Here is a 23,505-nt window from a genome sequence, read left to right as displayed (position 1 = left end):
GAGGACCAGGATCATGGCCGAACACACAGTCGCAGCCTTCGACGAGGATCTCGGACAGATCAGCAAGCTGATCAGCGACATGGGCGATCTTGCCGGCACGATGGTCGGCGGCGCCACCAAGGCGCTGCTGAATTCCGACAATGCGCTGGCACAGCGCGTCGTCTCCGACGACGCCATCATGGACGCGCGCCAGCGCGAACTCGACGATCGCGCCATCACCCTGATCGCCAAGCGCCAGCCGATGGCCGACGATCTGCGTCATGTCGTCGGCTCCATCCGCATGGCGGGCGATCTCGAACGCATCGGCGACCTTGCCAAGAACATTGCAAAGCGCGTCGGCTCCGTCGGCCTTACCGCCACCCCGCGCGATCTGTCGCACTCGATAGATTCCATGGCGCAGCTGGTGCTGATCCAGGTGCAGGGGGTAGTCGAGGAATACGCGGCAGGCGATGCCGCCGCCCTCGCCAAGCTCAGGAATGACGACGAACGCATCGACATCAAATACACTTCGGTGTTCCGCGAACTCCTGACCTACATGATGGAGGATCCCCGCAACATCACGGCTTGCACGCATCTTTTGTTCTGCGCCAAGAATCTCGAACGCATCGGCGACCACGTGACCAACATCGCCGAGAATGCGTATTATGTGCTGACCGGCACGCAACTGCCCGCCAACCGTCCGAAGCAGGACGAGACGGCGATGTCGGTGCCGGCGGCTTGACGGCAGGGATGATCAATCGATGATCGCGCCACGCATCATGGTGGTGGAGGACGAGGAGCCGCTCGGCGTGCTTCTCCGCTACAATCTGGAATCGGAAGGCTACCAGGTCGAGGTGGTGACACGCGGCGACGAAGCCGAGATCCGCCTCCAGGAGAACGTGCCCGACCTCCTGGTGCTCGACTGGATGGTGCCGGCGGTTTCCGGCATCGAACTCTGTCGGCGCCTGCGAATGCGGCCCGAGACCGAGAGGCTGCCGATCATCATGTTGACGGCGCGCGGCGAGGAGAGCGACCGCGTGCGCGGCCTCTCGACCGGTGCCGACGACTATCTGGTCAAGCCGTTCTCGACACCGGAATTCATGGCCCGGGTCAAGGCGCTGCTGCGCCGCGCCAAGCCGGAAGTGCTGTCCAGCGTGCTCAAGGTCGGCGACATCGTGCTCGACCGGGAATCGCACCGTGTCTATCGCAAGAAGAGCGAGATCCGGCTCGGACCGACCGAGTTCCGCCTGCTCGAATTCATGATGCGTCATCCCGGCCGCGTGTTCTCGCGCAGCCAGCTGCTCGACAATGTCTGGGGCGAGACGATCTATATCGATGAACGCACCGTGGACGTGCATGTCGGCCGGCTGCGCAAGGCGGTCAACAACGGCCGTATGCCGGACGTGATCCGCACCATTCGCGGCGCTGGTTACGCGATCCGCGAAGACTGAAATCAGGCTACATTCTTGCCCGGAACGCCGGGCCTCGCCAGCACGCCCGGCGCGAAAATCTCCTGGTCCACGAAGGTCAATGCGCGCATAGCGCAACCTTCGCGGATGAGCGGCAGCTCGTTCGGCTCGGTGTCGAAGGAAATCGATTCCGAATGCTGGCCGCCGGCGGTCTGGCCGATGGCCTCGCGCAAGGCCGGCTCGATCAGGTCGAAGGCGGCGGCGCTGACGCCGACCATGGCGACGGGTGCGGGATCGATCAGCGCGAACAGGCTGCCCAGCCCATAGCCCAGCGCCTCGCCGGCCTTGCGATAGGCTTCGCGCTCCGGTCCGTCTTTCTCCCTTGCCGTCGCGGCGAGTGTCCGCATCTGCGCATCGCTGACATCTGCGACCGGTTCGGCGTCCTCGCCAAGCTGCCTGGCGTTGCGCCAGATGGCGTAGTTGCCGGCATAGGCCTCGACGCAGCCGCGCCGTCCGCAGCGGCAGAGCGCGCCTCCCGGGCGATGGATCATGTGGCCGAACTCGCCTCCCGATGAATGCGTGCCGGTGAACAGCTCGCCCTTCAGCACCAGGCCCATGCCGATGCCGTGCGAGAGCAGGATGGCGATGAAGTCGTCGCGGTAGCGTTCGGGGTCGCGCCAGCGCAGCGCCACCGCCATCATGTTGCAGTCGTTCTCCATGGTGGCGGGGATGCCGAACTCGGCTTCAAGTATGTCGGCGAAGGGAATGTTCGTCTGCGGCGTGATCGGCGACCACAGCATCGCACGCGCCTCGCTGTCGGTGATGCCCTGGATCGCCAGCGCGATGCGGGCAATACTGCGGACGTCGAGATCGGGGTCCTCGAGGCGCCGCCGCACTATTGCCGTGCATTCGCCGATCAGCGCCTCGCGCGACATGGTCAGCGTGTCCAGCCGTCGCTGTTCCTCGGCGACCACCTGGCCGGAATAATCGATGACGGCGACGGACAGGAAATTCAGCGACAGCACCACGGTCATCACAGCCGCGGCCTCGGGGTTGAGGCCAAGGCCAACCTGCGGCCGGCCGCGTTTCAGTGAACCGGCTTCGTTCGGCTTGCCTTCGGTCAGGATACCCTCGTCGATCAGGTCGGCTGATATCGCCGATATGGTCGAGTGGCTGAGGCCGGTGGTGGCGGCGATCTCGGTGCGCGAGGGCTGACCACCCTGACGCACGGCTGCAATCACCATGGCGCGGTTGCGCCGGCGCAGATCGTCGTGGCGGATTCCGACCGACATGCTTCCCACATCCTCCCGTCGCCGCGGTTCTTGACACCCCCTCGAACCTCTCCGGCAATGGGCCGAATACTGGCAGATGCGGCAGGAGCTGTCATTTATTTATTGCGGGACTCGAAAAAAGGCTCCCGGCACCTCAAAATCCATCAGAATCGATGTTGACAGTGTTCCGACGATGGATCAGTGTTTTTTCGAGGCTCGAAAAAATAGGGCCTATGCCGGCCTTCGGGCCAGTTTGGTCGCGCCATACGCGGCGCAGGGAGGATATACCATGAAGAGATTCACAGTCGCCATCCTGGCGGGTGTCGCCATGTCGCTGACGCTGGCGTCGGTGGCGCAGGCGAAGGACAAGGTCATCGGCGTTTCCTGGTCGAATTTCCAGGAAGAGCGCTGGAAGACCGACGAGGCCGCCATGAAGAAAGCGATCGAGGCCGCGGGCGACAAGTACATTTCCGCCGATGCGCAGTCCAATCCCGGCAAGCAGCTGACCGATGTCGAAAGCCTGATTTCCCAGGGCGCCAATTCGCTGATCATCCTGGCGCAGGATGCTTCGGCCATCGGCCCAGCGGTGCAGAAGGCGCTCGACGAGGGCATTCCGGTCGTCGGCTATGACCGCCTGATCGAGAACAAGGACGTCTTTTACCTGACCTTCGACAACAAGGAAGTCGGCCGCATGCAGGCTCGCGAGGTGTTCAAGGTCAAGCCTGAAGGCAATTACGTCTTCATCAAGGGCTCGGGTGCCGACCCGAATGCCGACTTCCTGTTCTCGGGCTCGATGGAAGTGCTGAAGGAAGCCATCGACAGCGGCAAGATCAAGAATGTCGGCGAAGCCTATACGGACGGCTGGCTGCCCGCCAACGCCCAGAAGAACATGGAGCAGTTCCTCACCGCCAACGACAATAAGGTCGACGCCGTGGTCGCGGCCAATGACGGCACCGCCGGCGGCGTCGTCGCGGCGCTGACGGCGCAGGGGCTCGCCGGCACCGTGCCGGTCTCTGGCCAGGACGGCGACCACGCCGCGCTCAACCGCATCGCGCTCGGCACCCAGACCGTGTCGGTGTGGAAGGATGCGCGTGAACTCGGCAAGAACGCCGCCGAGATCGCCTCGCAGCTCGCCGACGGCAAGAAGATGACCGACATCGCCGGCGCGAAGGACTTCACGACGCCTGGCGGCAACACCGTCAAGTCGCTGTTCCTGACCCCGGTCGCCATCACCAAGGACAATCTCAACCTCGTCATCGACGCCGGCTGGATCAAGAAGGACGAAGTCTGCGCGGGCGTCGCCGCCGGCAGCGTCGCGGCCTGCAACTGAGTTTGACCGCTTGAAGAATGAAGGCGCCGCGGCCCCCAAGCCGCGGCGTTTTCTCAAAAAGATTTGTGTTTCCGCATCACGCGGATAGCTTCTAGGCTGGGTTCGGCATCCGCGTCAGACGGCCAGCCGGTTGGAGGAAATCATGACCGACACGACGTCCAACCTGCAGGCCGATACCGCGCGCGCCTCGGAACTCGGCGCGGTTGCCCGGTTCCTGAAAGCGACCGAGATCGACACCCGTATGCTCGGCATGATTGGCGCCCTGCTGCTGATCTGGGTCGCGCTGCATGTGATTTCGAGCTTGCGTCTTGGCGTCAATCCGTTCGATTTCGACAGCCGCACGTTTCTGACGCCGCGCAATCTATGGAATCTGTCGGTGCAGACGTCCGCGGTCGCAATCATGGCCTGCGGCATGGTGCTGGTCATCGTCATGCGCAACATCGACCTGTCCGTCGGTTCCGCCGAGGGCCTGATCGGCATGGTCATGGGCTTTGCCCAGGTGCATTTCCTGGTCCGGTTCGTGGGGCTTGAACTCGGAAATCCATGGATTTGGGTGCTGGCACTGGTCATCGGCCTGGCGCTCGGCCTTTTGATCGGCGCCTTCCAGGGCTTCGTCATCGCCTATCTCGAAGTGCCGGCCTTCATCGTCACGCTGGGCGGCCTGCTGGTCTGGCGCGGTGCCGCCTGGTGGGTCACCAGCGGCCAGACGGTGGCACCGCTCGACGCCACCTTCCAGCTGATGGGCGGCGGACCGGCCGGATCGATCGGTGCGACCTGGAGCTGGGTCGTAGGCATCGTCGCCTGCCTGGCCGTCGTGTTGGCGCTGTTCAACGGGCGGGTGCAACGAAAGCGGTTCCGCTTCCCGCTGCGGCCGATCTGGGCCGAGACGCTGCTCGGCGTCGTCACCTGTGCCGTCATCATGGGCGTGGTGTGGCTGGCTAACTCCTATCCGTGGCCGATCGGCATCGTGAACCGGTACGCGGCCGCCAACAACATCACCGTGCCGGAGGGCGGGCTATTCATCGCCCACGGCATCGCCATACCGGTACTGATGGCCGTCGCCGTCGGTCTGGTCATGACCTTCATCACAAAACGCACCCGTTTCGGCCGTTATGTCTTTGCCATCGGCGGCAATCCGGAAGCGGCCAACCTCGCCGGCATCAACACGCGCTGGATCACCATGAAGGTGTTCATGATCATGGGCGTGCTGGCCACGATCGCCGCCGCCATTTCGTCGGCCCGGCAGAACTCGGCCACCAATGTGCTTGGAACATTGGATGAGCTGCTCGTCATTGCCGCGGCCGTCATCGGCGGCACGTCGCTTGCCGGCGGCTCGGGAACGATCATCGGCGCCATGCTCGGCGCGTTGCTGATGCAGTCGCTGCAGTCGGGCATGGTGCTGCTCGGCGTCGATTCGCCTCTGCAGAGCATCGTCGTCGGCGCCGTGCTGGTCATCGCGGTGTGGCTCGACACCGTTTACCGCAAGCGCGTTTAGGGAGGCATCACCGTGATTGACAAGACTGCTCCTGCAGCCACCGCGCTGGTCGACATGCGTAATATCTCGATCGCATTCGGCGGCATCCGTGCCGTCGACGATGCCTCGATCGATCTTTTCCCCGGCGAGGTCGTGGCGCTGCTCGGCCACAACGGCGCCGGCAAGTCGACGCTGATCAAGATCCTGTCCGGCGCCTACAAGCGCGACTCCGGCCAGATATTCGTCAATGGCGAGGAGGCAGCGATCTCCAACCCGCGCGACGCCAAGAAATACGGCATCGAGACGATCTACCAGACGCTGGCGTTGGCAGACAATGTCGATGCCGCCGCCAATCTGTTCCTCGGCCGAGAGCTGATGACCGCCTGGGGCACGCTCGACGACGTCGCCATGGAGGCCGAGGCGCGCAAGGTGATGGGGCGGCTCAATCCTCGCTTCCAGCGTTTCAAGGAACCGGTGATCAAACTATCGGGCGGACAGCGCCAGTCAGTGGCGATCGCACGCGCCATCCTGTTCAACGCCCGCATCCTGATCATGGACGAGCCGACGGCGGCACTCGGCCCCCAGGAAACGGCACAGGTCGGCGAACTGGTCAGGCAGCTCAAGTCCGACGGCATCGGCATCTTCCTGATCAGCCACGACATCCACGACGTGTTCGAGCTTGCCGACCGGGTCTGCGTGATGAAGAACGGTCAGGTCGTCGGCACGGCACGCACCACGGATGTCACCCAGGACGAGGTGCTGGGCATGATCATCCTGGGTAAATGTCCTCCAGGTGCCATACCGGGGCCGGGTGCGCTGAAGATCGCCGCCTGAGGCCGGCCAGGCTGCTCGGGCACGCGCCGTTGCCGTTCACATGATATGCCAGTGATCACGATGGCTTGGCCTGACCATTGTGTTGGCCCGGCGACTTGCCCATAAAGGTCCTGTTTGATCGTGGACCGCATCATCCGTTGAAGAAGCTTTTTCCAATCGTCGCGTTCATTGCCGTTGCATTGATCAGCATGACCATGGCGGGATTCGCTTATTTCGCGACGCAGGAAGCCGCCCGCATCAAGTTCGAAGGGGCGGCCGATGACGCCCTCAATCGGATCGAGAGCCGCATCGACCTGCATCTGTCGCTGCTGCGCTCGACGAAGGCCCTGTTCGACGCGCGCAACGGCGATATTTCCCAGAACGAGTTCAAGGCCTTCTTCAAGGCGCTGGATGTCGACAGCAATTTCGGCGGCCTGCGCGGCATCGGCTTCCTGCGGCTGGTCAAGACGGGCGACGAGGAAACGGTCGAACGCGACATCCTCCACGATTTCGGCGCCAGCCATCCGGTCTATCCGGATACGACGCAGCCCTGGCGCACGCCGATTGCGCTTTTCGAGCCGCTGGATCCGTCCAACCAGGCCAGCATCGGCTACGACATGTTCAGCGAGCCGGTGCGGCGCGCGGCGATCGAAAAGGCGATGGCCGACGACCAACAGCATGCAAGCGGGCTGGTGCAGCTCGGCCAGGGCACGGGTGCCGCGCAGACCTTCACCGGCTTCCTGGTCTTCGTGCGGCTCAACGTCGAAACGGCGCCGGAGGTCATCAACGCATCGCGCTCCTCGACCGCCGGCTTTCTCTATGCCGCCTTCCGCGCCCGGGATCTGTTCCAGATCGCGCTCAGCCGCGCGCCGCTGCTGCCGGTCAACACAGAGATCTATGACGGAACGGCAAACAGCGACAATCTGTTGTTCCGCTCGGAGACGCCACCGGCTTCATCCTTGGGAGACCGGCTGCTGGTCACCCGCAAGATGACCGTGGCGGGGCGCCCGTGGACCGTGTTGTTCAGGCCGACCAGTGCCTTCTCGCAACCCTCGTCGCGCGCCATCCCTGTGATGCTGGGACTGTTCGGCCTGCTCCTGGCCGGCGCCATCGCGCTGGTGGCGCGCTATCAGGAGCGAGCCTATGACGCGGTGTCGGCCTTGCATGAAACAACGGAAAAGAGCCTGCTCGAAAAGGACCTGATGCTGCAGGAGATGAAGCATCGCATCAAGAACTCGATCACCAGGGTGCTGGCGATCGCCCGGCAGACGGCGTCGCGGGCAACCGACGTCAATGAGTTCTCCAATTCCTTCTCGGCCAGGCTGCAGGCGATGGCCGCCTCGCAGGACATGTTGACGCGCTCACGCTGGCAGAAAGCCGACCTTGCCGACCTGCTGCGCATCGAGCTCGGCCAGGTGTTCGGCAAGGAGTTGCCGGAGGGGCTCCTGTCAGGCCCGGAGGTGCTGCTCGATGAAACCACAACGCAGGCGCTTGGCCTGACCTTTCATGAACTCGCCACCAATGCGCTGAAATATGGTGAAGCCGGCAATTCCGCGAATTCGTCCAAGGGGGATTGGGCGCTGAAAGTGGACTGGTCGCTGGAAGGGCGTGGACGCGAGCGGATCCTGGCGCTGAACTGGCGGGAAGCTGGAAAAAACAAGATCGAGGCGCCGGCCGTGACCGGATTCGGTACGAAACTGATCGACCTCAACGTCACCCGCGAATTGCGCGGCACGATCAAGCGGGATTTCCAGGCTGACGGCCTGAAGGTGGAAATCAGAATTCCGCTGGTCGGCTGAAATCCTGCCGATCGGCAACGGCCAAGAAAATCCGGAGGCCGGATATGGCCCCCGGTTTTGTATTCCATTAGAGCGGTTCAGCGTTTGATAGAAATCGCCGAGCCGCTCCTGATTGCTCTAATCGCTGAATTAGTTGCAGCGAGCCGTATAGATACGGCCGCGATGATCGCGATACTGGCAGTAGCCGTTGCGCAGGTTGCGAACCAGCAGGCCGGACCCGGCACCGACGGCCGCGCCTATCAGCGCGCCCTTGCCGCCGCCGACCAACCCGCCTACGCCCGCACCGATCAAGCCGCCGCCGACGACGTCCTGCTCGGTCGTGGTGCAGCCGCTGACGGCGACCACCGCAACCATGGCAATAAGTATTTTCCGCATAGAGTCACTCCTCACTTGTGTCCACACTTTAGTAAGCTCCAACCGCCGTTTAGCACGAAACGACGGCCTTTGCTGCTGCAATTTATTGTTGATTAACGTCGTCTTTTCCTGGGCGGAGGTCGGAAATGGTCAACGAAGCGTTAAGGCTACCGCCTGGCCGCATCTTGCAGACAATTTGATCGTACTCGTCCTCCGACGCAGGATCGACCGCGAGGCATTCGGTGACGACATGCTGCGCCTGCCCCTGTACGTCGCCCATCGCGAAGGGGCGCTCAGCGTTGCATTCGTCAGCAGTCGCAAAAACACTGACAGGGACCTGCAATTCCCGGCATTCGGCCAACGCGGTTATGTGTTGCATGACAGATGTTCCTCTGGCCGCAATAACGACCGACATCGTCAAAAAGTTCCTGTCATTCCAACGGGGCTCTCACGGTCGAAGGTGCCCCCGCGTTGACCGATCGGCGATTTCAACAGCGCGCACGGTGAGGTGAGCAGGACCTAAGTCAGCTCAACTGCCAAAGAACGGCCAGCGACATTATCGCGGCCAGCGCAAGAACGAGCCCCTTCATCAAACCCTTGCCTGCTTCAGGGAGTGTTCTTGCGGAGGATTCGGATTCCTGAAATTCGCCCATCGAAATCCGGGCGGCTTGTTCCAGTCTGTTCATGTCGGCAACCGTCAAGACGTTCCTCCCGTACCGCGCTGCAAGCCTGCCAACAATGTCCGAAAACGGGGTGGGTTCCGGCGATATCTGGGAAAAACAGTATTCGCTCTTATGGTGAACAGCCGGTTAAGAATCGCTGCTTGCCGGGCTCTCACTGCGTCTCGAAATTGCTGTGCGGAACGACCAGGCGGTATTCGAGGTGGCCGTCGCCGATATCGAGGTTCGCGGTTCCGTTCAGGGACGCTGGCACCACACGCTCCAACGCGACGCTGCCGAATCGCTTTTGACCGCTCCCATCGTCGTCGGTCCCTATCGTTTCGGCCCATGTCAAAGACAAGGCCACGTCCCCCGTGGCGGCGGCGTTAAGGTCGGCGGTGACCTCGACGAAACCGTCCGGCCGGGACAGGGCGCCGTAGCTGACGGAGTTGACGGCGAGTTCATGCATCGCCAGGCCAATATGCAGCGCGGCGTTGGGATTGAGGTAGGGATTGGCGCCACGGAAGCGAAGGCTGTGCGATGGGTTCGCTCCGTAGCGGCCGACCTGGCTCGCCACCAGTTCATGAAGGGCTGCCCCCCGCCAGTTGGAGGATGTCACCAGATCCTGGGAGGAGGCCAGCGACTGCAGCCGGCCGCGGAAGCGCGTCAGGAAGTCGCCGACGCCGTCGGAATAACGACCGGTCTGGGTCGCGATGCTCTGGATGATCGCCAGCAGGTTCTTCGAGCGGTGGCTGACTTCACGCAGCAACGTCGTCAATGTCTGTTCGCGCCGCTTCTGCTCGGTCGTCTCAACCATGGTGGTGACGACGCCTTGTACATCGCCACCATCGCCTCGGTCGGCATCGACCCAGATATGAAACCAGCGAACGCCATTCTCGACCGGGACACTGATTTCAAAGCGCTGAGCATCGCCGGTCGCGACCACCTCGCGCTTGGCGGCGGCGATGCGGTCGGCCTGCGCCATCGGCAGGGTGCCGTTCCCCTCGACCTCATCGGAGACCCAGGGCGCGCGCATGTTGCGGGCCCATACGGTCTTCATCTCGCGATCCTGATAAAGAACGGAAATGCCGGCATTGTGCAGGGCGTGAAGAAGGGCACGGCCAAGCTGCATGCCGCTTTCAGCGGGGTGCATGGCGATGACTTCATCGCTCCGTGCGCCTCCCGTCTTATCTGAAGTCTTGGAGCGCATAGGTCAATCTGTTCACCCAACTCAGGCTGAACGGCTCACTGTCGAATGGGTTCCGCTAAAAGCGGTCCGCCGGACGGTATCCATTGAAGGACGCCGCCCGGCGGTGGCTGGAAACCGTTTGAGGGGTGCGGCTTCCAGTGTTCGCCTGATAACTCGCCAGGCTCACGCCCGCCTAAACAGGCCGGCCAGAAGCGAAATGATCAGGAAAGCCAGGAAGATGAAGAACAATATCTGCGCGATACCAGCGGAGGTGCCGGCAATGCCGCCGAAACCAAGCGCACCGGCGATAATCGCCACAACGAGAAATACGAGCGCCCAGTAAAGCATGGCTCATCTCCTTCCAATGATGCGGTAAAAACGTGGGTGGATGCGGTTTGTTCCACCATTCGCCGAAAAAGACGGTGCTTGCAAATCGTTCCGGGCAGCGCGGGCCGGAAATTCGCCGGTGGCCGATCCGGCTTGTCAAAAAGGCCACCGGAAACAATCGCATCCAGCGGCCTTGATGTCTCTGTCCTGCGTCCGAGGCAGCGATCTATGCGGCAGCCTTGGCCTGCCGGTCGAAGAACAACGCCTGGCTGATCAGCGCCTTGACCATGTCGGGATTGAACGGCTTGGTCACGAGGAAGGCGGGTTCGGGGCGCTCTCCGGTCAGGAGACGTTCGGGAAAGGCGGTGATGAAGATCACCGGCACCGATGTCGAAGAGAGCATTTCGTTCACCGCCTCGATGCCTGAACTGCCGTCGGCGAGCTGGATATCGGCCAGGACCATCTTCGGCCGGGTCTTGCCGAACATCGTCACCGCTTCGGCATGGGTGCGCGCCGTTCCCACGACCCGATGACCGAGGCTTTCGACCATCTCCTCTATGTCCATGGCGATCAGCGGCTCATCCTCGATGATCAGCACGTCGGTCGCCACCTGACGGGAAATCTCGTTGCTTGCCTGGGCGAGCAGCTCGGAGAACTGCTGGTCGCCGACGTCGAGGATTTCGGCCGCCTCGTCCTCGCTGAAGCCTTCGACGGCAACCAGCAGGAAGGCCTGGCGGGGAAGCGGCGCGATCGCATTGAGATTGGCGGCCGCGCGCTGCTCCCAAGCCGATTGTGACTGCTCCTGCGGAACGCGGATGGCAACGGATGTGAAGAGCTTGGCAAAAACCTTGTACAAGGCGATCCGGTCACTCGACGCCTCCGGGAAGATGTCGATATCGGCAATGATGGCCTCAAGCATCGCGGCGACCAGCGCGTCGCCGCTCTCCTGCGATCCCGAGACGGCACGCGAGAAGCGCCGCAGGAACGGCAGATGCGGAGCGATGGTGGCGGACAAGCTCATGATGGACGTCTCCCTCAGATGACGCAGTTGGATGCATTGCAGGTCACTGATTGCAAGCCCGGTGGAAATAACGCCGCTTTCCCGAAAAAGTTCCGCCGATATGGAACGAATCAGTGGCAATGGCGTTTGGACGTCGGGTTGGGCAAACCAGACGAGGGTAGCGCTTGTCTCGTGTTATGTATGAGCGGCTTGAGCTCTGGGAATAAAAGGGCGAAATGAAGGATATGACGAAAGATATTCTGGCTGGCGCCGCGGGCAGGCGCCGGAACGGCGTCGGCGACCCTCTTGGGCCGAACTCCGAAATCGGGCGCAAACTCAAACAATATTATGACGAGCTGGTCTCCGACAATGTGCCGGATCGCTTCGCCCGGTTGCTCAGCCAACTGGAACAGGCCGAACCCGCACAGAAGAAGGACTGAGGCATGGCAGCGGTCTCCCAAGGCTTCAAGACCGATTTGCTTGGGGCAATCCCAAGCTTGCGGGCTTTTGCCGTGTCGCTGACTCAGAATGCCGACAAGGCCGACGATCTCGTTCAGGAAACGCTGGTCAAGGCCTGGGACAAGCATGAGAGCTTTCAGCCCGGCACCAACCTCAAGGCGTGGCTTTTCACGATCCTGCGCAATGAATTCTATTCGCAAATGCGCAAGCGCGGCCGCGAGGTGCAGGACAGCGACGGCATCATGACGGCCCGGCTTGCAGTGCACCCTGCCCAGCACGGCCAACTCGACCTCAAGGATTTTCGCGGCGCTCTCGAGCAATTGCCGGAGGACCAGCGCGAAGCCATCATCCTGATCGGCGCTTCGGGCTTCTCCTATGAGGAGGCCGCCGAAATCTGCGGTTGCGCGGTCGGAACGATCAAGAGCCGCGTCAGCAGGGCCCGCACGCGCCTGCAGGAAATCCTGAAAATCTCCGGCGAGGACGAGTATGGCCCCGATGCGATCTCGGCTCAGGTCACGGGGACGGCGGCGCATTGAACGCGGGCCGAATAACGGCGATGCGGACGTGTCGCGTCAGTCAGGGGAGCCGCGACCGTAGGCCAGCGCCACGGCTTCGACGAGGTCTTCGCCTGAATAGGGCTTGGTGACCAGCCTCACCCCGGGGAATGACGCCTTGATCTCGTCCGTATCCGAATAGCCGGACGCGAAAACGAACGGGACGCCGGTTTCACGCAGACCCGCGGCGAATTCAAGCGTCGAGGCACCGCCCAGCACTAGATCGACAATGGCCGCGTCGAAATCCGTCGCGACCTTCCGGCCATCGACCTCGGCCAGGTCGCGGGCAACCACCACCTCGCTTGCACCGTGGTCGCGGCAGAGTTGCTCGACATCCATGGCTATGAGGTATTCATCCTCCAGGACAAGAATGCGCAATCCGTCAAGTAATTGAGGCACAGGCAATTGCTCCTTGAAACGTCGGGAGTCATGATCGCAATTCGGTGTGTTGTCATTTAAAAAAGATACACGGCGCCGATGAAAGGCCAATCTCAGGCAAGCGCGTAGAACGGACCTGCTGCGGCAGGCATTTGCAAGCGGGCGAAATGCCCAGCAAGACCGAGTGCGGTTTTTCAAACCGGCAATATCCTTGCGAGCAATGGCCGTTACCGGCCGCTGACCTGACGCAGCGCTTCTTGCCAGAGGCGGGGGATCGGGTGCGCATGACCGGGTTTTCGGCTAGTTTGCCCCGGCATCGGAACCTTGAAGCGCAAGGCGCGTTTGAAACCGAGCAATCACAAGGAGTTAAGCAATGGCAACCGCCGCAGGGAAAACCGCCAACGAAGGCCGGACGAATTCGGATCTTGAAGCCGACATCAGGCAGTTGAAGGCCGATATCGACAAGCTCACCAAACAGTTGGCCCAGACCGGTCAACACGGTTACGGCACAGCGCGCCGGGCGGCGGCCGAAGGCGTCGAGCAGTTGCGCGCCCAAGGGGAGGCCGCCTTCGACAGCCTGCGCGGCAATGCCAGGGATATCGAGGCGCAGATGGTGGCAAGCGTACGCGAAAAGCCGGTAACGTCGCTGGCAATCGCCGCTGGCATCGGCTTCCTGTTCGCGCTGCTCGCGCGTCGCTAGTTTCGCCGAGATGGGACTGCTGGCTTCCCTGCTCTCGGGTTTCGCCTCGGGTGAGACCATGGCTGTGATGCGCCGTGCGCGCACAGCGGCCACCGCCTATGCGCTTGCAGCGCTGGCGGCATTCTGCGGCCTCGGCTTCCTGGTCGGGGCGGCTTACATCTGGACGTCGGCGCGCTATGGATCGCTGGCTGCCGCGGTTGGTTTCGGTGTCGGCTTCCTGGTGATCGCGGGCCTTATTGTTCTGATCCATCGGCTGGTGTCGGGCGCCCAGGTCCGCCGCGAAGCAAGGCGGCGCAAGGCCGACATGAAAGCGATCGGCATTACGGCCGCGCTCGCGGTGCTACCGGCATTGCTCAAGGGAAAAGGTGGGCTCAAGGGAAAAGGTGGACTCGGGATTATTCTTGGTCCGGCGGTGGCACTCGCGGCCTATGCCATCTACCGCGAGAACGTGAAGTCCGACGCCGACCGTCCGGATGCCGGCGAGGGATAGCAGCGCCGGCCGGCCCGCCTCGTGTCACTTCGACAGATCTTCCAGCGCCATCAATATCTCTCGCGCTGGACACCGTTTCCACCCAGTATCCAACGAAGTCTCCAACGGCTTGCCTTGATGTCCTCGCCAGCCAGAGACAACCTTGCAGCCGGAACCATCCTTGCGAGGGACCGTTACCCGAGCGTGATTTGCCGATCGGGCCAGCCGATGCGAAGCCAGACGAGGAACCGCCATGACCAAGAACATTCCCGAAAACAAAGCGCGTCAGGGGCGATGGGGTTGGCATGGGTTCCAAATCCTGATCGCCGGACTGCTCTTGGCACTCATCGCCTGGGGCGTCGCCGAGATCTACGGCGAGTTGATCAAAGCACCGAACACAGGCGAACAACCCGTCCCCGCTCCGCCGGATTCCGGCCCGGCGCCTTCCGGCTAAAATCGCGGCTCCCGTGGCGTCACACCGCATCAGGCGGCCTTCGCCTGGGCCACGCTGGCCGGCACCAGCACATTGAGCGCTCCGGGTTTGATTTCGATCGTCGTCTCACGATCGAGCCTGACCAGTTCGCCATCCATCACGGCGCGAAATTTTCTGCCGCCGGAGTGGATTTTCAGCACTGCACGGTCGGCTTGATGGATTTCGACGTGCTCGTTGTCGCGCCATTTGCCGCGCGCCATGTTGAAGAAGAACTTGACCAGTTCAGCGCGCTGTTGCGCCACCGTGACGTAGATGCCAAGCACGCCGCCCGCAGGGTTGTCGGCATAAGGCAAATGGCCTTCGCCGAACAGATTGTTGGTGACGCCGATGCCCGATATGCGCGCCGTCACCTCGGCGTCGCCAATGCCGAGCGTAACGTTCATTGCCGGGGGGTTCTTGATCGTCGCCCAGGCGGCCTTGGCTGAAGCACCGATCTTACCCAGGCGCGACCCGAATTCCATCTTCTGGCGCAGTTGCACCATCTTGGCATGCATGCCGATCGAGAACTGATGAACGAATGGCTGGCCATTGGCCGTGGCCATGTCGACCGAAATGATTTCGCCGTCGGCGAAGGATTCCAGCGCGGCATCGAGCGACTGCGGAATGCCGAGACCGCGCGCGAACAGGTTCATCGTGCCGGCCGGCAATATGGCGAGCGCCTTTTTCTTGCCCATCAGCCTGGCCGCCGCGGCTGAGATGGTTCCGTCGCCGCCGCCGGCGAGCACGACGTCGACGGTGCGGCGCGAGACGGCGCTGTCGAGGGTTTCCGCGATATCCCGGCCGGCAACGATGTCGATGCTGAGAGAATGGCCCGCCGATTCCAGCGTCTGACGCATCCGGTCGGAAAAGGCCATGAGATCGGTGGTGCGCAAGGTGCCGCCCTCCCGGTTCAGCACCGCTGCAAATTTCATGCCCGGCTCCGCTGTTCAATTAAAACTGGCCCAGGCGTACCTAGCCGGATGCCGAAACGCAGCGGACCAGGAAAGGTTCCGGTTGCGCTGAAATCCAGGCCGGTATCCAGGGTCGGAATCCGGGGGTTGCGTCGGCTGGCGCTACCCATCCGCATGGTGGTTTTGGTCTCGGATGCCGCGGTTTTTTGTCGGAACAACAGCATGGTCACGACGTTGTGAACCTGTAGAGATGCCGCACCCGATTTCCCAGCGATGGGTTCAACCGGCTGCGGCGTGCACGAAATCAGGCACGAGGAGAGATTATCATGATCCGCACCCTTTTAGCGACCACCGCCCTTGCAACAATGGTTGCAACCGGTGCCTTCGCGCAAAACGCAAACCCAGCCCCCGCGAATCCACCGGCCGCCCAGGAGCCGGCAGCGCCAGTGATCCGGGCGGAAGGCAGCATCGTCACCAATATCATCGGCGAAACCGTCTATAACGGCACTGGTGACAATGCCGAGAATATCGGCAAGGTCACTGACGTCGTCTTTGACAAGGACGGCATGGCGAAATCCGTCGTCATCGGCGTGGGCGGCTTCCTTGGCGTCGGAACCAAGAACGTCGCCTTCGACTATGACAAGCTGCAATGGGCCGAGAAGAACGGCGACCGCTGGCTCGTGGCCCAGACAACCAAGGACGAGCTGAAGGCGCGTCCGGAGTTCGACAGCAAAGCTTATGCGCCGGCCCCGGCCGCACCGACGACTGCCCAGGCACCGGCCACGTCGACCGACACCGCACAGAAGCCCGCAGAGGCGAACGCGCAACCGGTGAAACAGGCTGATGGCAACCTGGCCACAAACATAATCGGCGAAAATGTCTACAACGGCACAGGCGATGACGCCCAGAAGATCGGTGACGTGAACGACATCGTACTGACCAAGGAAGGCAAGGCGCAGTCGCTGATTATGGGCGTGGGCGGCTTCCTCGGCATGGGCGAAAAGAACGTCGCCTATGATTTCGCCAAGGCGCAGTGGGCACAGAAGAATGGCGACCGCTGGCTGGTGGCGCAGACCACCAAGGAAGAGCTGCAGGCGCAGCCGGACTTTAACCGCAAGGCCTATGATCCGGCGCCGGCCACGACGGCATCGAACGCGCCGGCGGCAATTGCGCCCGCGACGGCGCCTTCCGCCGCGACAGCTCCCGCTGCCGCTCCGGCGGCCAAGACGGCGGCTGCGCCGGCTGACGCCACGGCTCCCGACCAGACAAAGACCGCGGCTATCGACAAGTCCAAGCTGACGGAGATGCCGATTGGCGAGATCAGGGGTGACGATCTGAAGGGTACGACGGTCTATGGCGCCAACGACGCCAAGGTCGGCGAGATCGGCGATGTCGTGCTGACGCCCGACAAGAAAACCGATGCCGTGATCGTCGATGTCGGCGGCTTCCTCGGCATCGGCTCGAAGGAGGTCGCGGTCGGCATGGATAATTTGAAGTTCATGACCGACAAGAACGGCAAGAAGTACCTTTATACGACCTTCACCAAGGAGCAGCTTGAGAAGCAAGCGGCCTACGACAAGGGCTCCTACGCCCAGAAGCGCGACGAGCAGCGCCTCGTCGTCCGGTAGGCAAGGATGCGGGCGGTAGGGGAAATCCCTTATCGCCCTGCTTGCTACCTAGAATATCCAGCCACCCCGTTTTCCGTCAGTTCCCAGAGTGCAAGCGACTGGTCGAGATGTTCGGCCCGCCAGGCAAGCAGCCTTTCGGCGAATTCCAGTCGGGTGGGACGGTGTGCCGGACTGCTGGCGAGGTTCTTCAGTTCGCCAGGGTCGGCCTCCATGTCGAAAAGCAGGGGCGGCAAGCCGCCGCCAAAATGCACGTATTTGAATTTCTGTGTGCGGATGACAGCGAGGTTGCACTGGCGCGAGGTAATACCGAAGTGCTGTTCGGCTTCACCGTCCGCGACCGAGCGGAAGTCGAACTCCCAGTGCGCGGCGTCGCGCCAAACGGCTGGAGTTCCACCGCTCAAGAAGGGTTTCAGCGAGCACCCGTCAAGATGCGGCTCGGGGGCCACGCCGAGCAGGTCGATGAGCGTAGGCAAAATGTCCACCGCTTCGGTGAAACGATCGATCTTGCTGGCGGCCGCCTTACGGTGGCGCGGATCGCGGATGATCAGCGGGATATGGTAGCTGCCGTCGAAATAGCCGCCCTTGCCCAGCATGAAATGGTCGCCCATCATTTCGGCGTGGTCGGAGGTGAGCACGATGATGGTGTTGTCCCACGCGCCTTCGGTCTTCAGCGCTTGCCATAGGCGGCCGAGCTGTGCGTCGACCTCCGAGATCATGCCGTAATAGATTGCCCGGATACGGCGGAAATCGTCCTCGCTCCAGTCGTGTACCTTGCCCGTGGCGCCGGGGCGGAACTTCGCGCGTTCTTGCCGGCCAAGATCATAGGCGATGTAGGGGTGGCCCTGAGATTCGGCACGCCAATTTTCCGCGCGGTGAAAAGCGGGGCCGTCCGCCGGATCGTATTGGATGTTGTACGGTTCCGGCACGATGAAGGGCGGATGCGGGCTGATAAAGGAAAGATGCGCAAACCATGGCGTGGCTTCCTCTTGCTCGCTCAGCCAGCGGATGAATTCGCCGGCGAGGAAGGCCGTTGGCGTCTGATCCTTCGAGTAGATGGGTGGCGCCTCAGTCACCGCGCCGTCCGCCTCGCCAACGGGGCGATGGATATCAGGACTTCCAGCGCTGGCATCGATACCCTGCTGCTTCAGCCAGGACAACCACTGCTTCTGATGTTCGGGCAGCAATTGGCGCACAGTGAAGCCGGGCAGCACGCCTTCGTAGCTGTGCGACCGCGGATCGGCCGGTGCAAGCTGGCGCGGATCGAGCGACACATCGGTATAGCCGAACAAGGTTGGATCGTAACCGACGCTGCGCGCGGCAAGCGCAATATTGCCGTGGCGGGCATCGAGCGGTGTGCCGTTGCGACAGACACGGTTGTTCATCTGGTAGAGGCCCGTGTAGAGGCAGGCACGCGCGGGCGAGCACGGAGCCGCACCGCCGTAATGGTGCTTGAACAGCACACCTTCGGCGGCCAGCGCATCGGCATTCGGTGTCTTCACCTGGGCATGGCCGGCAGCCGACAGGCAATCACCGCGCCACTGGTCGCAAGTGATGAGGAGGACATTCGGCCGGCTGCCTTTTCCAGTCACTTGCGCTACCCCTTCCCAGTATATTCGAATGCGCACATGGAACCGATTTCCATCAACCGCGCAAGACCAAGGCTGTTGGCTGGATGGTGAACAAGCGCCTTCTCATTGTTCACTTTTGAAGCACAGTCCATTCTGTGTTTGCCGCCTTTGCCACAATCGATCGCGTCCTCATATTGGCGTGGACAGCGGCGAGGCCGCACAAGCACCAAGGGAAGGAGCAAAGACCATGCTCGACCAGATCAAGGGCCTGCATCACGTCACCTCGATGGCCAGGGATGCACGGCAGAACAATGATTTCTTCACCCACAAGCTTGGCCTGCGCCGGGTCAAGAAGACGGTCAATTTCGATGCGCCCGACGTCTACCATCTCTACTATGCCGACGAGGTCGGAACGCCGGGTTCCGTGATGACCTATTTCCCGTTTCCCAATATTGGCAAAGGCCGCCATGGCGTCGGCGAAGTCGGCACCACGGTCTACTCCGTGCCGGAAGGCACGCTCGCCTATTGGGAAAAACGCTTCACCGACGAAGGCGTAACCAATGTCGCCCGCGAGGACAGCTTTGGCGAGAAGCGGCTCGGATTTGCCGGCCCGGACGGCGATGGCTTTGCCCTCGTCGAGGACAAGGCCGACAGCAGAGCGCCCTGGGTGAAAGGCGGCATTGCCGCGGACGAGGCGATCCGCGGCTTTCACTCGGTTTCGCTCAGGCTGAAGGATGGCGGCGCCACCGAGGAGCTATTGAAGTTCATGGGCTACGAGGAGGTCGACAAGTCAGGCAATGTCAGGCGGCTCGCCATCAGGAACGGCAACGGCGCCGATGTCGTCGACATCGAATCGCTGCCGACTGCTCCTTTCGCCGATCTCGGCGCGGGCTCCGTCCATCATGTCGCCTTCTCCGTCGAGAACCGCGCCAAGCAGCTCGAAGTGCGCAAAGCGCTGATGGATACGGGCTATGGCGTGACGCCGGTGATCGACCGCGACTATTTCTGGGCGATCTATTTCCGCACCCCTGGCGGCGTGCTGTTCGAAGTCGCCACGAACGAGCCGGGCTTCGACCGTGATGAGGACACCGCCCATCTCGGCGAGGCACTGAAGCTGCCCACCCAGCATCAGCACCTGCGGCCCTATCTCGAACAGCATCTGCAGAAGCTGGAGGGCTGAGACGATGAGCAAGGACGCTTTCATCCACAAGGTGCTGCCCGGTTCGCCGGGCGGTTCGCTGCTCTTCGTCTTCCATGGCACGGGCGGCGACGAGAGCCAGCTTGTTTCGCTGGGGCGTGATCTCGCGCCCCAGGCCACCATCATCTCGCCGCGCGGCGATGTTTCCGAACAAGGTGCGGCGCGTTTCTTCCGCCGCACCGGCGAGGGCGTCTACGACATGGACGACCTGGCGCGGGCGACGGGCAAGATGGCTGAATTCGTCAAGGCCCATGTCGAGGCTGCGACGCCGTCGGCCGTGCTGGGCCTCGGCTATTCCAACGGCGCCAACATCCTGGCCTCGCTGGTGTTCGAAGCCCCTGACCTGTTCGACGCTTCGGTGCTGATGCATCCGCTGATCCCGTTCGAACCGGAGGTGAAAGGCAGCCTTGCCGGCCGTCACATCCTGGTGACCGCCGGCAGGCGCGATCCGATCTGCCCGCCGAACCTGACGGCGCGGCTAGAAGCCTATTTGCGTGCCGATGGCGCCGATGTCACAGTGGAGTGGCACGACGGCGGGCACGAGGTGCGGCCAAACGAAATCGAGGCGGCGCGGCGGCTTTTTGCCGGTGTCGTCCAAGGAGTGTAGAGATGCCCGATCAACTGCCAGAGATCGAACTTGAAGATCGCGGATCCAAGGGTCGCTACTTCCTGCGCGGCCCCGGCGGCGCCGAGGCCGAGATGACCTTCACCAAGATCGGCGAGCACCAGCTCATCATCGACCACACCGAAGTACCGGACGCCTTTCGCGGCCAGGGCGCCGGGCTTCGGCTCGTCACCCGCGCCGTCGAGGACGCGCGGGCAGCGGGCAAGAAGATCATCCCGCTCTGCCCGTTCGCCAATGCCCAGTTCCGCCGCCATCCGGAATGGGCCGACGTGCTGAAGCAGTAGGTCGGTCAGGCTTTGTCATTTGCGCGGGTAGCACATCTTGCCTAAGTGGGTATGATATATCGCTCCCGCGCCGATGAACGAACCGAATGACCCCCTATGACAGACTCCGACCTCGTCCCCGTCTTCGACGGCCATAACGACACGCTGCTGCGGCTCTACCAGTCCAAGGACAGCGAAGTCGAAAAGCTGTTCATCGACGGGAAATCGGGCGGCCATATCGACCTGCCGCGCGCGAAGGCCGGCGGATTCGCCGGCGGCATGTTCGCCATCTTCCCGCCGCCGGTCGAGAAAGCGCGGCGCAGCGCCGTGCCTTCGGCGCCGAGCGACAGCGAGCCGCTGCCGCCCGAGGTTCCGCGCGCCGATGCGCTCAACTCGACGATCGCCATGGCGTCCATCCTGTTCCGGCTTGAGCGCGCCGGCGCGTTGGCGATCTGCCGCAGTGCCGGCGACGTGCGCAACGCCATGGCACAACGCACGATTGCCGCGGTGTTCCACATCGAGGGCGTCGAGGCGATCGATCCCGAACTCACCATGCTCGACGTTCTGCATGCCGCGGGCCTGCGTTCGCTCGGCATCGTCTGGAGTCGGCCGAATGAGTTCGGTAATGGCGTGCCGTTCCGCTTTCCGTCCTCGCCCGACACCGGACCTGGCCTGACCGATGCCGGCAAGGCGCTGGTCAAGGCCTGCAATGAACTGAAGATCATGATCGACCTCTCGCATCTCAACGAGAAGGGCTTCCGCGATGTTGCAGCACTTAGCGATGCGCCGCTGGTCGCCACCCACTCCAACGTGCACGCGATCTGCGGCCATTCGCGCAATCTGACGGACTGGCAGCTCGGAGCGATCCGCGAGTCCGGCGGCATGGTCGGCCTCAACTTCGCCACCGGCTTCCTGCGCGAGGACGGCCGCATGAATGCCGACACCAGCCTCGACATCATGGTGCGCCATATCGATTCCCTGCTGCAGGCTTTGGGCGAGAACGGCGTCGGTCTCGGCTCGGATTTCGACGGTGCCATGATCCCGGCCGTCATCGGCGACGTCGCTGGCCTGCCGAAACTCATCGATGCGCTGGCGGCACGCGGTTTCGGCCGCGCGCTGATCGAAAAGATCGCCTACCGCAACTGGCTGAGCATGCTGGAAAGAACGATAGGTTAGAGTGGTTTATTCGAAGCCCATGCGCTTCAGCCAGTCCTTGCCGACACCACGATCGCGAATGATCGGCAAGGGGTTTTCCGCATCCAACCGCGCGCAGATGCGGTAGACTTCGAGCGTCTCGGCGCTCATCTCGCCCTGCTTGTAGAAGAACATGGCGGCGGCATAGCGCGTGCGGCCGGACCATTTCTCGCCGAGCGGCGTGTTGACCAGCTCCCACTGCTCGGCGGCCTCGCCTTCTTCCTGGTGCTTGCCCGCTTCCTCGGTCATGGTCAGAAATCCGATGGCGGGTTGGCGGTGCGGCGGTCGAGCTTTATGAAAGGCCGCGCCACGACCTTGGCCCGTTTCATCAGCTTCTGGTACTGCAGCTCGCGCATGGCGTAGATCTCGACCCAGAGGTCCTCTACGACAGTATCACCATAGGGCCGCGCCAGCGAGGCGATGGCGATGTTGCGCTTGGCCGTCGGCGACCACATGGCGGCGCTGACCAGGCCGACGTCCTTTGACTTCTTGTGGTAGACGATCGCGTGTTCGGCCGGGATGTTGCCCTCGATCTCCAGCCCGACCAGGACATGGCGCAGCTTGCGTTTCGCCCTCGCTTCGAGGATGGCACGACGGCCGTTGAAATGGCCTTTTTCCAGATCGATCATGAAGCCGAGCCCGACCTCGTCGGGCATGCGCCGGCGGTCGGCGCGAATGGCGTGTTCGGCGGTGGTGAAATCGGCATTGGCGACGATCAGCCCGGCTTCGAGCCTAGCCCGATTAAGCGCGGTGTAGCCGATGGCGCGGATGCCGCGAAGTTCGCCCGCGGCCATCAACCGGTCCCACAGGCTGAGCGCCTTGTCGACCGGCACGAACAGCTCGTAGCCGAGATCGCCGGTAAAGCCGGTGCGCGAGATGGTGACCGTGTCGCCGTCATGCGGGAACTCGGCAAGGTCGAATATTTTCAGCTTCTCGGCACCGGCGAAACCGGCATCGCGCAGCACGGCGAAGGCGGTTGGGCCCTGCAAGGCGAGCCCTGCGACGGCCTCGGTTTCTTCCTCGACAATGACCTCGAAGCCAAGGGCACTGTCCAGCAGCCACGGCAGATGCCGCTCCTGCGAACACAGCCGGAAGCGTGTCGGCGACAAGCGAAAAAGCGTACCATCATCCAGGACGAAACCTTCGTCGTCACACCACGCGGTGTAATGAACACGGCCGGGCCTGAGCTTCGTGACATCGCGCAAGGTGACGCGGTCGAGAAAGGCTTCGGCATCCGGTCCCTCGATCCGGTATTTGGTCATCGGCGAGATGTCGAACAGTGCTGCCTGGCTGCGGATGGCGAAATATTCGAGCTCCTCGTCCCAAAGCGAATGCGGCGCGCGGTAGCCGGCCCAATTGTACCAGTCCTGGGTCTTGGCTAGCGCGTCGATACGCGGCTGGAACGGCGTGCCAATGCGCAGCGTGCGGAAGTGGGATTGCGCCAGGCTGCGGGCCGCGTTGTCGAGCTGGCTGGTCATGGCA

28 protein-coding genes are annotated in these 23,505 nt (G+C 62.6%); 16 read left to right on the top strand and 12 right to left on the bottom strand.

Annotated elements, in window-relative coordinates:
* The first annotated feature begins 13 nt into the window (after window positions 1-13).
* Both phoU and phoB read left to right on the top strand, forming a co-directional pair.
* On the top strand, window positions 14-721 hold the full coding sequence (gene phoU / locus FJ492_RS10095; RefSeq protein WP_140509735.1) for a phosphate signaling complex protein PhoU: 708 nt from the start codon (window positions 14-16) through the stop codon (window positions 719-721).
* Between the two features lie 19 nt (window positions 722-740).
* Entirely contained in the window at window positions 741-1,430 is a 690-nt protein-coding gene (gene phoB / locus FJ492_RS10090) for a phosphate regulon transcriptional regulator PhoB (RefSeq protein ID WP_010911896.1), read from the top strand.
* Between the two features lie 2 nt (window positions 1,431-1,432).
* Here phoB and FJ492_RS10085 read toward each other — a convergent pair whose 3' ends face one another.
* Window positions 1,433-2,680: an ROK family protein gene (locus tag FJ492_RS10085; protein ID WP_140509739.1), complete on the bottom strand. Its 1,248-nt coding sequence runs from the start codon at window positions 2,678-2,680 to the stop codon at window positions 1,433-1,435.
* A gap of 268 nt (window positions 2,681-2,948) precedes the next feature.
* Between FJ492_RS10085 and xylF the strand changes: the two genes are divergently transcribed.
* The 4 genes from xylF (at window position 2,949) to FJ492_RS10065 (ending at window position 8,075) form a co-directional block, all read left to right on the top strand.
* The gene (xylF, locus tag FJ492_RS10080) at window positions 2,949-3,989 is read left to right on the top strand and encodes a D-xylose ABC transporter substrate-binding protein (protein WP_027141905.1); all 1,041 of its coding nucleotides are present in this window, start codon (window positions 2,949-2,951) and stop codon (window positions 3,987-3,989) included.
* Window positions 3,990-4,131: 142 nt separating this feature from the next.
* On the top strand, window positions 4,132-5,484 hold the full coding sequence (locus FJ492_RS10075; protein WP_140769791.1) for a sugar ABC transporter permease: 1,353 nt from the start codon (window positions 4,132-4,134) through the stop codon (window positions 5,482-5,484).
* A gap of 54 nt (window positions 5,485-5,538) precedes the next feature.
* Entirely contained in the window at window positions 5,539-6,297 is a 759-nt protein-coding gene (locus tag FJ492_RS10070) for an ATP-binding cassette domain-containing protein (RefSeq protein WP_246672658.1), read from the top strand.
* A 137-nt stretch (window positions 6,298-6,434) separates the two neighbouring features.
* Window positions 6,435-8,075 (top strand): CHASE domain-containing protein, encoded by a 1,641-nt coding sequence (locus tag FJ492_RS10065; protein WP_140769790.1) that lies wholly within the window; start codon window positions 6,435-6,437, stop codon window positions 8,073-8,075.
* A 129-nt stretch (window positions 8,076-8,204) separates the two neighbouring features.
* Here the strand turns inward: FJ492_RS10065 and FJ492_RS10060 are convergent, their stop codons facing one another.
* From FJ492_RS10060 to FJ492_RS10040, 6 genes are all read right to left on the bottom strand, one after another.
* Window positions 8,205-8,450 (bottom strand): YMGG-like glycine zipper-containing protein, encoded by a 246-nt coding sequence (locus FJ492_RS10060; protein ID WP_027141909.1) that lies wholly within the window; start codon window positions 8,448-8,450, stop codon window positions 8,205-8,207.
* Between the two features lie 82 nt (window positions 8,451-8,532).
* A complete protein-coding gene (locus FJ492_RS10055) occupies window positions 8,533-8,808 on the bottom strand; it encodes a hypothetical protein (RefSeq protein WP_246675957.1) in 276 nt (91 codons plus the stop codon).
* Window positions 8,809-8,953: 145 nt separating this feature from the next.
* A complete protein-coding gene (locus tag FJ492_RS28690; protein ID WP_181165928.1) occupies window positions 8,954-9,130 on the bottom strand; it encodes a hypothetical protein in 177 nt (58 codons plus the stop codon).
* A gap of 133 nt (window positions 9,131-9,263) precedes the next feature.
* Window positions 9,264-10,298, bottom strand: coding sequence for a sensor histidine kinase (locus FJ492_RS10050; RefSeq protein ID WP_140769788.1), 1,035 nt, complete (start codon window positions 10,296-10,298; stop codon window positions 9,264-9,266).
* A gap of 162 nt (window positions 10,299-10,460) precedes the next feature.
* Window positions 10,461-10,625, bottom strand: coding sequence for a DUF1328 domain-containing protein (locus FJ492_RS10045; RefSeq protein WP_006203859.1), 165 nt, complete (start codon window positions 10,623-10,625; stop codon window positions 10,461-10,463).
* 205 nt (window positions 10,626-10,830) lie between these two features.
* A complete protein-coding gene (locus FJ492_RS10040; protein WP_140509751.1) occupies window positions 10,831-11,625 on the bottom strand; it encodes a response regulator in 795 nt (264 codons plus the stop codon).
* Between the two features lie 215 nt (window positions 11,626-11,840).
* On the opposite strand from FJ492_RS10040, the gene FJ492_RS10035 reads away from it, so the two are divergent.
* Complete coding sequence (locus FJ492_RS10035; RefSeq protein WP_032934943.1) at window positions 11,841-12,044, top strand: NepR family anti-sigma factor; 204 nt, start codon at window positions 11,841-11,843, stop codon at window positions 12,042-12,044.
* Between the two features lie 3 nt (window positions 12,045-12,047).
* Window positions 12,048-12,599, top strand: a complete 552-nt coding sequence (locus FJ492_RS10030) for an RNA polymerase sigma factor (protein ID WP_010911883.1) — start codon at window positions 12,048-12,050, stop codon at window positions 12,597-12,599.
* 36 nt (window positions 12,600-12,635) lie between these two features.
* On the opposite strand, the gene FJ492_RS10025 is transcribed toward FJ492_RS10030, so the two are convergent.
* The gene (locus tag FJ492_RS10025) at window positions 12,636-13,016 is read right to left on the bottom strand and encodes a response regulator (RefSeq protein WP_246675955.1); all 381 of its coding nucleotides are present in this window, start codon (window positions 13,014-13,016) and stop codon (window positions 12,636-12,638) included.
* A 352-nt stretch (window positions 13,017-13,368) separates the two neighbouring features.
* On the opposite strand from FJ492_RS10025, the gene FJ492_RS10020 reads away from it, so the two are divergent.
* The 3 genes from FJ492_RS10020 to FJ492_RS10010 all read left to right on the top strand — a co-directional run bounded on the left by FJ492_RS10020 (window position 13,369) and on the right by FJ492_RS10010 (window position 14,618).
* Entirely contained in the window at window positions 13,369-13,695 is a 327-nt protein-coding gene (locus FJ492_RS10020) for a DUF883 family protein (RefSeq protein WP_140509753.1), read from the top strand.
* Window positions 13,696-13,705: 10 nt separating this feature from the next.
* Window positions 13,706-14,185, top strand: a complete 480-nt coding sequence (locus tag FJ492_RS10015; RefSeq protein WP_140769787.1) for a hypothetical protein — start codon at window positions 13,706-13,708, stop codon at window positions 14,183-14,185.
* Between the two features lie 232 nt (window positions 14,186-14,417).
* Window positions 14,418-14,618, top strand: a complete 201-nt coding sequence (locus FJ492_RS10010; protein ID WP_140712925.1) for a hypothetical protein — start codon at window positions 14,418-14,420, stop codon at window positions 14,616-14,618.
* Between the two features lie 29 nt (window positions 14,619-14,647).
* Here the strand turns inward: FJ492_RS10010 and FJ492_RS10005 are convergent, their stop codons facing one another.
* The gene (locus tag FJ492_RS10005; protein WP_140769786.1) at window positions 14,648-15,568 is read right to left on the bottom strand and encodes a diacylglycerol kinase family protein; all 921 of its coding nucleotides are present in this window, start codon (window positions 15,566-15,568) and stop codon (window positions 14,648-14,650) included.
* Between the two features lie 305 nt (window positions 15,569-15,873).
* Here FJ492_RS10005 and FJ492_RS10000 point away from each other — a divergent pair, with 305 nt between their 5' ends.
* On the top strand, window positions 15,874-17,175 hold the full coding sequence (locus FJ492_RS10000) for a PRC-barrel domain-containing protein (RefSeq protein WP_140769784.1): 1,302 nt from the start codon (window positions 15,874-15,876) through the stop codon (window positions 17,173-17,175).
* A 44-nt stretch (window positions 17,176-17,219) separates the two neighbouring features.
* Here FJ492_RS10000 and FJ492_RS09995 read toward each other — a convergent pair whose 3' ends face one another.
* Window positions 17,220-18,764 carry an alkaline phosphatase family protein gene (locus FJ492_RS09995; protein WP_140769782.1) on the bottom strand — a complete coding sequence of 515 codons (1,545 nt, stop codon included), beginning with the start codon at window positions 18,762-18,764 and terminating at the stop codon, window positions 17,220-17,222.
* 226 nt (window positions 18,765-18,990) lie between these two features.
* Between FJ492_RS09995 and FJ492_RS09990 the strand changes: the two genes are divergently transcribed.
* The 4 genes from FJ492_RS09990 to FJ492_RS09975 all read left to right on the top strand — a co-directional run bounded on the left by FJ492_RS09990 (window position 18,991) and on the right by FJ492_RS09975 (window position 22,005).
* Window positions 18,991-19,923, top strand: a complete 933-nt coding sequence (locus FJ492_RS09990; protein ID WP_140748051.1) for a VOC family protein — start codon at window positions 18,991-18,993, stop codon at window positions 19,921-19,923.
* A 4-nt stretch (window positions 19,924-19,927) separates the two neighbouring features.
* Window positions 19,928-20,548, top strand: coding sequence for an alpha/beta hydrolase (locus FJ492_RS09985; protein ID WP_140769780.1), 621 nt, complete (start codon window positions 19,928-19,930; stop codon window positions 20,546-20,548).
* 2 nt (window positions 20,549-20,550) lie between these two features.
* Window positions 20,551-20,850, top strand: coding sequence for a GNAT family N-acetyltransferase (locus tag FJ492_RS09980; protein WP_006200562.1), 300 nt, complete (start codon window positions 20,551-20,553; stop codon window positions 20,848-20,850).
* 96 nt (window positions 20,851-20,946) lie between these two features.
* A complete protein-coding gene (locus FJ492_RS09975) occupies window positions 20,947-22,005 on the top strand; it encodes a dipeptidase (protein ID WP_140769778.1) in 1,059 nt (352 codons plus the stop codon).
* Between the two features lie 6 nt (window positions 22,006-22,011).
* Here the strand turns inward: FJ492_RS09975 and FJ492_RS09970 are convergent, their stop codons facing one another.
* Window positions 22,012-22,272, bottom strand: coding sequence for a hypothetical protein (locus tag FJ492_RS09970; protein ID WP_027141923.1), 261 nt, complete (start codon window positions 22,270-22,272; stop codon window positions 22,012-22,014).
* 2 nt (window positions 22,273-22,274) lie between these two features.
* Window positions 22,275-23,501, bottom strand: a complete 1,227-nt coding sequence (locus FJ492_RS09965; protein ID WP_140769776.1) for an aminomethyltransferase family protein — start codon at window positions 23,499-23,501, stop codon at window positions 22,275-22,277.
* Between the last annotated feature and the right edge of the window lie 4 nt (window positions 23,502-23,505).

The sequence above is a fragment of the Mesorhizobium sp. B2-5-4 genome (assembly GCF_006441095.1).
GTDB classification, from domain to species: domain Bacteria; phylum Pseudomonadota; class Alphaproteobacteria; order Rhizobiales; family Rhizobiaceae; genus Mesorhizobium; species Mesorhizobium salmacidum.
Note: the sequence above shows the minus strand (reverse complement) of the source record. Positions and strands in the feature narration are given on the sequence as shown.